Annotated in this window: 5 protein-coding genes and 1 pseudogene; 4 read left to right on the top strand and 2 right to left on the bottom strand. The window is 44.4% G+C overall.

Annotated features, from left to right (window positions below; genetic code table 11):
* Positions 1 to 556: pseudogene (locus IM509_RS22505) on the top strand (hypothetical protein); the annotation flags it as partial.
* 449 nt (positions 557 to 1,005) lie between these two features.
* Entirely contained in the window at positions 1,006 to 1,776 is a 771-nt protein-coding gene (locus IM509_RS22500) for a class II glutamine amidotransferase (protein ID WP_185237693.1), read from the top strand.
* Positions 1,777 to 1,778: 2 nt separating this feature from the next.
* Here the strand turns inward: IM509_RS22500 and IM509_RS22495 are convergent, their stop codons facing one another.
* Positions 1,779 to 2,507, bottom strand: a complete 729-nt coding sequence (locus IM509_RS22495; RefSeq protein WP_185237692.1) for an ABC transporter ATP-binding protein — start codon at positions 2,505 to 2,507, stop codon at positions 1,779 to 1,781.
* Positions 2,508 to 2,582: 75 nt separating this feature from the next.
* Here IM509_RS22495 and IM509_RS22490 point away from each other — a divergent pair, with 75 nt between their 5' ends.
* Complete coding sequence (locus IM509_RS22490) at positions 2,583 to 3,272, top strand: Uma2 family endonuclease (protein ID WP_072923769.1); 690 nt, start codon at positions 2,583 to 2,585, stop codon at positions 3,270 to 3,272.
* A 311-nt stretch (positions 3,273 to 3,583) separates the two neighbouring features.
* Here IM509_RS22490 and psaC read toward each other — a convergent pair whose 3' ends face one another.
* A complete protein-coding gene (gene psaC, locus IM509_RS22485; protein ID WP_002734319.1) occupies positions 3,584 to 3,829 on the bottom strand; it encodes a photosystem I iron-sulfur center protein PsaC in 246 nt (81 codons plus the stop codon).
* A gap of 251 nt (positions 3,830 to 4,080) precedes the next feature.
* Here psaC and acs point away from each other — a divergent pair, with 251 nt between their 5' ends.
* Positions 4,081 to 6,051: an acetate--CoA ligase gene (acs, locus tag IM509_RS22480; RefSeq protein ID WP_072923766.1), complete on the top strand. Its 1,971-nt coding sequence runs from the start codon at positions 4,081 to 4,083 to the stop codon at positions 6,049 to 6,051.
* Positions 6,052 to 6,592: the final 541 nt, after the last annotated feature.

Below are 6,592 nucleotides of genomic sequence, written 5' to 3'. Positions count from 1 at the left end.
AGAGGCAGAAATTATCTATCGCGTCTCCCGTCTGGCAGAAAATCCCTCCGATTGGCAATTGTTAAAATATGCGTCGGCGGAACTGTTTTCTTGGTCTGACAGCCAAATCCGTCTAGATACTCCTGCTCGCGCCGCCGCCGCTGGTTTTTGGTATCTTCACCAACAGGACACCGAAAAAGCCGAAAAAGCCTTTGCTGTGGTACGTTCCCTCGCCTACGGGGAAGAAATGTATAGTCTCGCCCAGACTTTACACCGATTTAGTCAGGCAGCAACTTTCGATAGTATCGCTTCCCTGGAGGTTGCCCCCATTGCCGCAGAACCGTCATTACGTCCGCAAACTTGGCAAGCTATCAGCAGTTTAAATCGAGTTATCGCAGAAATAGCTTTAGCACACAGAAGTGACTCCCGAAAGACTAGAAAACTCGCTCTTAATCGGATTATCAGGGAATTAAGGGATATAACCGACCGACAGGCTGCCAATTTACCCCAAGCAGAAAAAGCATTAATCCTTTCTATCGCCCAAAAATGGAAAACTTGCTGTTCTTCTAGCTTGTAAGCTAAGACGCATTTAAACCGCTTTTTCTTAGATTAGCCGAATCTCCCCCCCCTGCCCCTAGGGTTGATTCATAGTAGGGTTGATTCATGAATCAACCCTACCTTGAGGGGGTTTGATCCCCCCTGTCAGCCTTGATAAGGGGGGATCCCCCCTTAATCCCCCCTTGATAAGGGGGGTTTGATCCCCCCTTAATCCCCCCTTGATAAGGGGGGTGTCTGACAGTTTTTAACACCTACCGACAATCAACCTTACCTTGAGGGGGTTTGATCCCCCCTGCCCCCTTGATAAGGGGGGTGTCTGACAGTTTTTAACACCTACCTAACTTAGTGCCAGATTAATTTCTTAGCTAGGATAGGCAAGAGGCAGCTAGAAAAAATTCTCCTGTCTCCTGTCACGGCTGCTGGCAGTAAGTAATTTTGCTGGCATCTGATATTCAAACTCAAGCAACTATGTGTCAACTTTTAGGCATGAATTGTAATGTCCCCACGGATATCTGTTTTTCCTTTGAAGGATTTTGTGCGCGGGGAGGAAAAACCGACGAACATCGAGACGGTTGGGGAATTGCTTTTTTTGAGGGTTTAGGTTGTCGAACTTTTATTGATGTTAAACCCTCGATCGCTTCTCCGATTGCGGAATTAATTAAAAACTATCCGATCCATTCTACCAATGTTATCGCCCATATTCGCAAAGCCACCCAAGGAGAAATTAAACTAGAAAACTGTCATCCTTTTCGGCGGGAATTGTGGGGGAAATATTGGGTTTTTGCCCATAATGGTCATTTAGAAAATTTCTCACCGGCTGCGGGAGATTTTTATCAACCGGTTGGGGAGACGGATTCCGAAAGAGCTTTTTGTTTAATTCTTAATACCCTGCGAGAGACTTTTCCCCAGGGCAAACCTTCCCTAGAGCAACTTTATCAAGTCCTAAAAACTATCACAAACTCTATCGCTTGTCAAGGAATTTTTAATTATCTTTTATCCGATGGTGAACATTTTTTTGCCCATTGTTCGACAAAATTAAGCTATATAATCCGTCAGTATCCTTTTGCCGCCGCTCATTTAATTGATGAAGATGTTAGCGTTGATTTTCAAGCTTTAGCTCATCCCGGCGATCAAGTGGCAATTATTGCCACTACACCCTTAACTGATAATGAAGTTTGGACAACGATTAATTCAGGAGAATTATTAGTTTTTCAGGAGGGCGCAGCAATTTTAAGTTAATCTTACCAATTGTCACTTTGTCGAGATTTTTCTAAATCAATTAACTGAGTTTTTAACCCTAACCAATCTAATTGATGGGCGAGGCAATCTGAACCAATTTTTCCCGCTTCTAGATAAATAACTCTCTCGGCAAATTCCTCTAACAAATCCAGTTGATGATTGACCATAATTATCGTCATTGAACTTTGATTATTTAATACTTCTAATAACCTGCTGGCCGTTCCTGTATCTAGAGCAGACGTAGGTTCATCTAATAACAGTATGCTCGGTTCTAACAGCAAAGCTCTGGTAATTGCTACTAATTGTCTTTGTCCTAAAGATAATTCTAACTCCCCGCGTTCAAACCACTGTTGAGGAATTTTTAACAGAGATGTCCAACGGTCAATTCTCTGATTAATTTCAGCAGGGTTAAGTTTTTTTAATTGCAGAGGATAAGCGAGAGCATCTCGAACAGTCATCCCTAATAACTTCGACTCTTGTGGCAATAAAACTATCTGTTGTCGCAGGGAAATAACCGGTATTTCCTTAATCGATTTACCTTGAAAATAAATATTTCCCGTGCTTGGTTCCTGCAAACGATTTAACAATCGTAAAAGAGTCGTTTTTCCTGCCCCAGATGCTCCGACAATAGCTAACTTTTCTCCTTGCTTGATGCCAAAAGTAATATCTTCTAACAGATAAGCACTGCCCCGTCGGATAGCTAAATTTACTTGCTCTAGTTCTAAAATCAAGATCGGTCTTTTCCTTACTTAGTTCAAACTTATTATATAATAAAAATAGCCCAATGAGTTCGGCAGGTATTCCCCATGGTTAGTCAAGTTAACAAAAACGAGATTATCTATCCTGAGAGCGACGGTAAACCGATGGCAGATAATACTAAACAATTTAACTGGATAGTAACGATTAAGCAGAATATCGACTGGTTATATATCGATGATCCCCAGGTATTTGTAGCGGGGGATCTGTTATGGTATCCCGTGGAAGGCCAGCCGAAAATTGCCGCCGCTCCTGATACGATGGTAGTATTGGGCAGACCGAAAGGCGATCGAGGTTCCTACAAACAATGGCAAGAGGATAATCTTGCTCCTCAAGTTGTCTTTGAGATTCTTTCTCCCAGTAACACCTCCATCGAAATGGCCAAAAAATTGCTATTTTATGATCGCTATGGAGTCCAGGAATACTACGTCTATGATCCCGATGATAATACTCTAGAAGCTTGGCAGCGAATTGGTGACAGTTTAGACAGTGTTAGTGAGGTTAATAATTGGGTGAGTCCCCGTTTAGGCATTCGTTTTGACTTAACCGACGAGTTAAAAATTTATCGTCCTGATGGCACTCAATTTTTGTCCTACAGCGAAATTAATCAACTACTGGAGCAGGAAAAGCAACGGGCTGAAAATGAACGCCAACGGGCAGAACAGGCCAATCAGCAGTTAGTAGAAATGGAGGCAAAACTGCAAAAATATCGTCAACTTTTTGGAGAATTACCTAACTAGGGTTTCCTGAATAAATGTGAAATATAGACGAGGTAAGGGGTTTGGTGGCCTGTTTGGCGAAGCAGCTGCAAGATTTTCAAGCTAGTGACTCAAAAACGGGAGCATCTTGATCGGCGATTGCGTCCTGTAGGGGCGAAGCATTCGGGCAATAACTTATTGCTGAAACCGTAGATTTTCTATCCGAATGCTTCGCCCCGATTTTTTCAGCCAGCCCTAACTAGCGAAGGGAGTATAACAAAAAAAGAGGACTGGTTAGTCCTCTTAACAAGATTAGTTTTCGCTAAATGTTAAACACAGAATGATTGCCAGGCCTAGTAGGCTAGACCCATACTGCGGGTGGTTTCTGCTCCGAGATAAACCCGAATGCTTAGGAAATCCGTCGGACAAGCGGTTTCGCAACGTTTGCAACCAATACAGTCTTCCGTGCGGGGGGAAGAGGCAATCTGGGCAGCTTTACAGCCATCCCAGGGGACCATTTCCAGCACGTCGAGGGGACAAGCCCGAACGCATTGGGTGCAACCGATACAGGTATCGTAAATTTTAACGCTATGAGACATTGAATTATGACTCCTTACCGAGTGTTCTCCATGTTAAATTTCGGGTTTATCGGTTAGTTTACCTTACAGCGATCTGTTCATCGCTCGATCGGTGACATAACTTTAAACTCTGTAACACTTGGGGCCAAATGGCGATCGCTAGTCAGGGATCGGGCAATTCTAAAATAGCCTTAAAGAATTGCTTGCCGGGGTTACGGGGGGAACCGAAAAAGGTAATCTGGATCGCAAGATAATTTATTTCGTTTGCCAGTATGACAGAAATAGCGATCGAATCAGTCCTACAGGAAAATCGGCTGTTTCCTCCCAGTGCCGAATTTTCTCAGAATGCCACAATTAAAAGCTTTGAAGAATACCAGCAACTCTACGCCAAAGCCAAGGCCGATCCCCAGGCTTTTTGGGCCCAATTAGCCGAAAAAGAATTACATTGGTTTGAAAAATGGTCAGAGGTTCTTGACTGGCAGCCCCCCTTTGCTAAATGGTTCGTCAACGGCAAGATTAATATTTGTTACAACTGTATTGACAGACATCTCACCACCTGGAGACGTAATAAAGCCGCCATCATCTGGGAAGGAGAACCGGGGGACAGCCGCACCATTACCTACGAACAGTTACACCGAGAAGTGTGTCAATTTGCCAACGCTTTAAAGGAATTAGGCGTTAAAAAAGGCGATGTGGTCGGAATTTATCTGCCGATGATTCCCGAAGCGGCCATCGCTATGTTAGCCTGTGCCAGAATTGGTGCGCCCCACAGTGTAGTTTTTGGGGGATTTAGTGCCGATGCTTTGCGCGAGCGTCTTAATGATGCGACTGCTAAGGTGGTAATCACTGCCGATGGTGGTTTCCGCAAGGATAAAGTCGTTGCCCTCAAGGAACAGGTAGATCTGGCTCTAGCCGATAATAGCGCCCCCAGTGTGGAAAAAGTTCTCGTTGTTCAGCGCAGCAAGGAACCAATCAATATGGTTGCCGATCGCGATTACTGGTGGCATGATCTACAAAAACAGGTATCTGCTAATTGTCCGGCCGAACCGATGGATAGTGAAGATATGTTATTTATCCTCTATACCAGTGGTTCCACGGGCAAACCGAAAGGAGTCGTCCACACCACCGGCGGTTATAATCTTTACACCCATGTCACCAGCAAATGGATTTTTGACCTGAAAGACACCGATGTTTACTGGTGTACTGCCGATGTGGGTTGGATTACCGGCCATAGTTATATCGTTTACGGACCGCTTTCTAATGGTGCAACGACGGTAATGTATGAAGGGGTTCCCCGTCCCTCTAATTTAGGTTGTTTTTGGGATGTAATCGAGAAATATCGGGTTAATATCTTTTATACTGCCCCCACTGCTATCCGCACTTTTATCAAAATGGGTGAAGACATCCCCAATAGCCGGGATTTATCCTCTTTGCGCTTACTGGGAACCGTGGGAGAACCGATTAACCCAGAAGCGTGGATGTGGTATCACCGGGTTATCGGTAAGGAAAAATGTCCGATTGTCGATACTTGGTGGCAAACGGAAACCGGGGGGATTATGATTACTCCCTTACCCGGGGCAATTGCCACCAAACCGGGGTCAGCAACCCTACCTTTCCCCGGTATTATCGCCGAAGTGGTGGACTTAGAGGGCAATCCCACCCACGCGAATGAGGGGGGTTATCTGGTGGTCAAACATCCCTGGCCCGGTATGATGCGAACAGTCTATAAAAATCCCGATCGCTTCCGCAATACCTACTGGGAACAGATCGCCCCCAAAGATGGCCAATATCTCTATTTTGCTGGGGATGGTAGTCGTCAGGACGAGGACGGTTATTTCTGGGTAATGGGGCGCGTTGATGACGTAATTAGCGTTTCTGGCCACCGTTTAGGGACTATGGAGATCGAATCAGCTTTAGTATCTCATCCTGCGGTAGCAGAGGCGGCTGTGGTGGGACGGCCGGATGAAATTAAAGGGGAAGAAGTCTATGCTTTTGTGACTCTGGAGGGACATTATGAAGCGAGTCAGGAGTTAGCGCAAGCATTAAAGGATCACGTTGTCAAGGAAATTGGCATTATTGCTCGACCGGGAGAAATCCGTTTTACCGATGTACTGCCAAAAACGCGATCGGGTAAAATTATGCGTCGTCTCTTGCGAACTTTAGCATCAGGTCAAGAGATTTCTGGTGATACTTCTACTCTAGAAGATCGATCGGTTTTGGACAAATTGCGCCAAGGTGCCTAATTTAATTGCCGGTTTTTCCTAGTAGTTAGGGTGAGGAATGAGAGCTAATCTTATCTCACTCTAACGGGAGTGATGATCGGTGAACATATTTGCTCAAGCAGCAAATCTATAGCTAATAATAATCCTGTTTGAAAGGTATAGGAGAATGGGAAGTGGGGAGTCGGTCGTCAATACCAAATTAGCTCATAAGCTCTCTTAATTTTTTGTGTGATAAGTTTAGATTATCTGGAAGCGATCAATCTTTGTGTCCTTTGTGTCTTTGTGGTTCGTTCCAGTTGATCTCGCGTAGCGAGCGCGTTGCGACCGCCAGCAGGAATGTATCCTATAATATATTTTACCCACCGAACCCAAGAGAGCCGATCATACTTCATGTTTATAAGAAAGGCTATAATAATAAAAATGGCTCTTCGGTTTGTGTTATGCAATGGACGGGGGTTATAAGGGATGTAACCCTTATATAGAAAGGCATTTAGCGATTTTTGTCAATTGTTTTTGCTCTAGAGCGAACTAATCAATTAAGTCTCTTACCAGATAAGGATTT

The organism is Microcystis sp. M31BS1 (assembly GCF_020245285.1).
GTDB lineage: Bacteria > Cyanobacteriota > Cyanobacteriia > Cyanobacteriales > Microcystaceae > Microcystis > Microcystis panniformis.
This window is presented reverse-complemented; position numbering and strand designations above follow the sequence as displayed.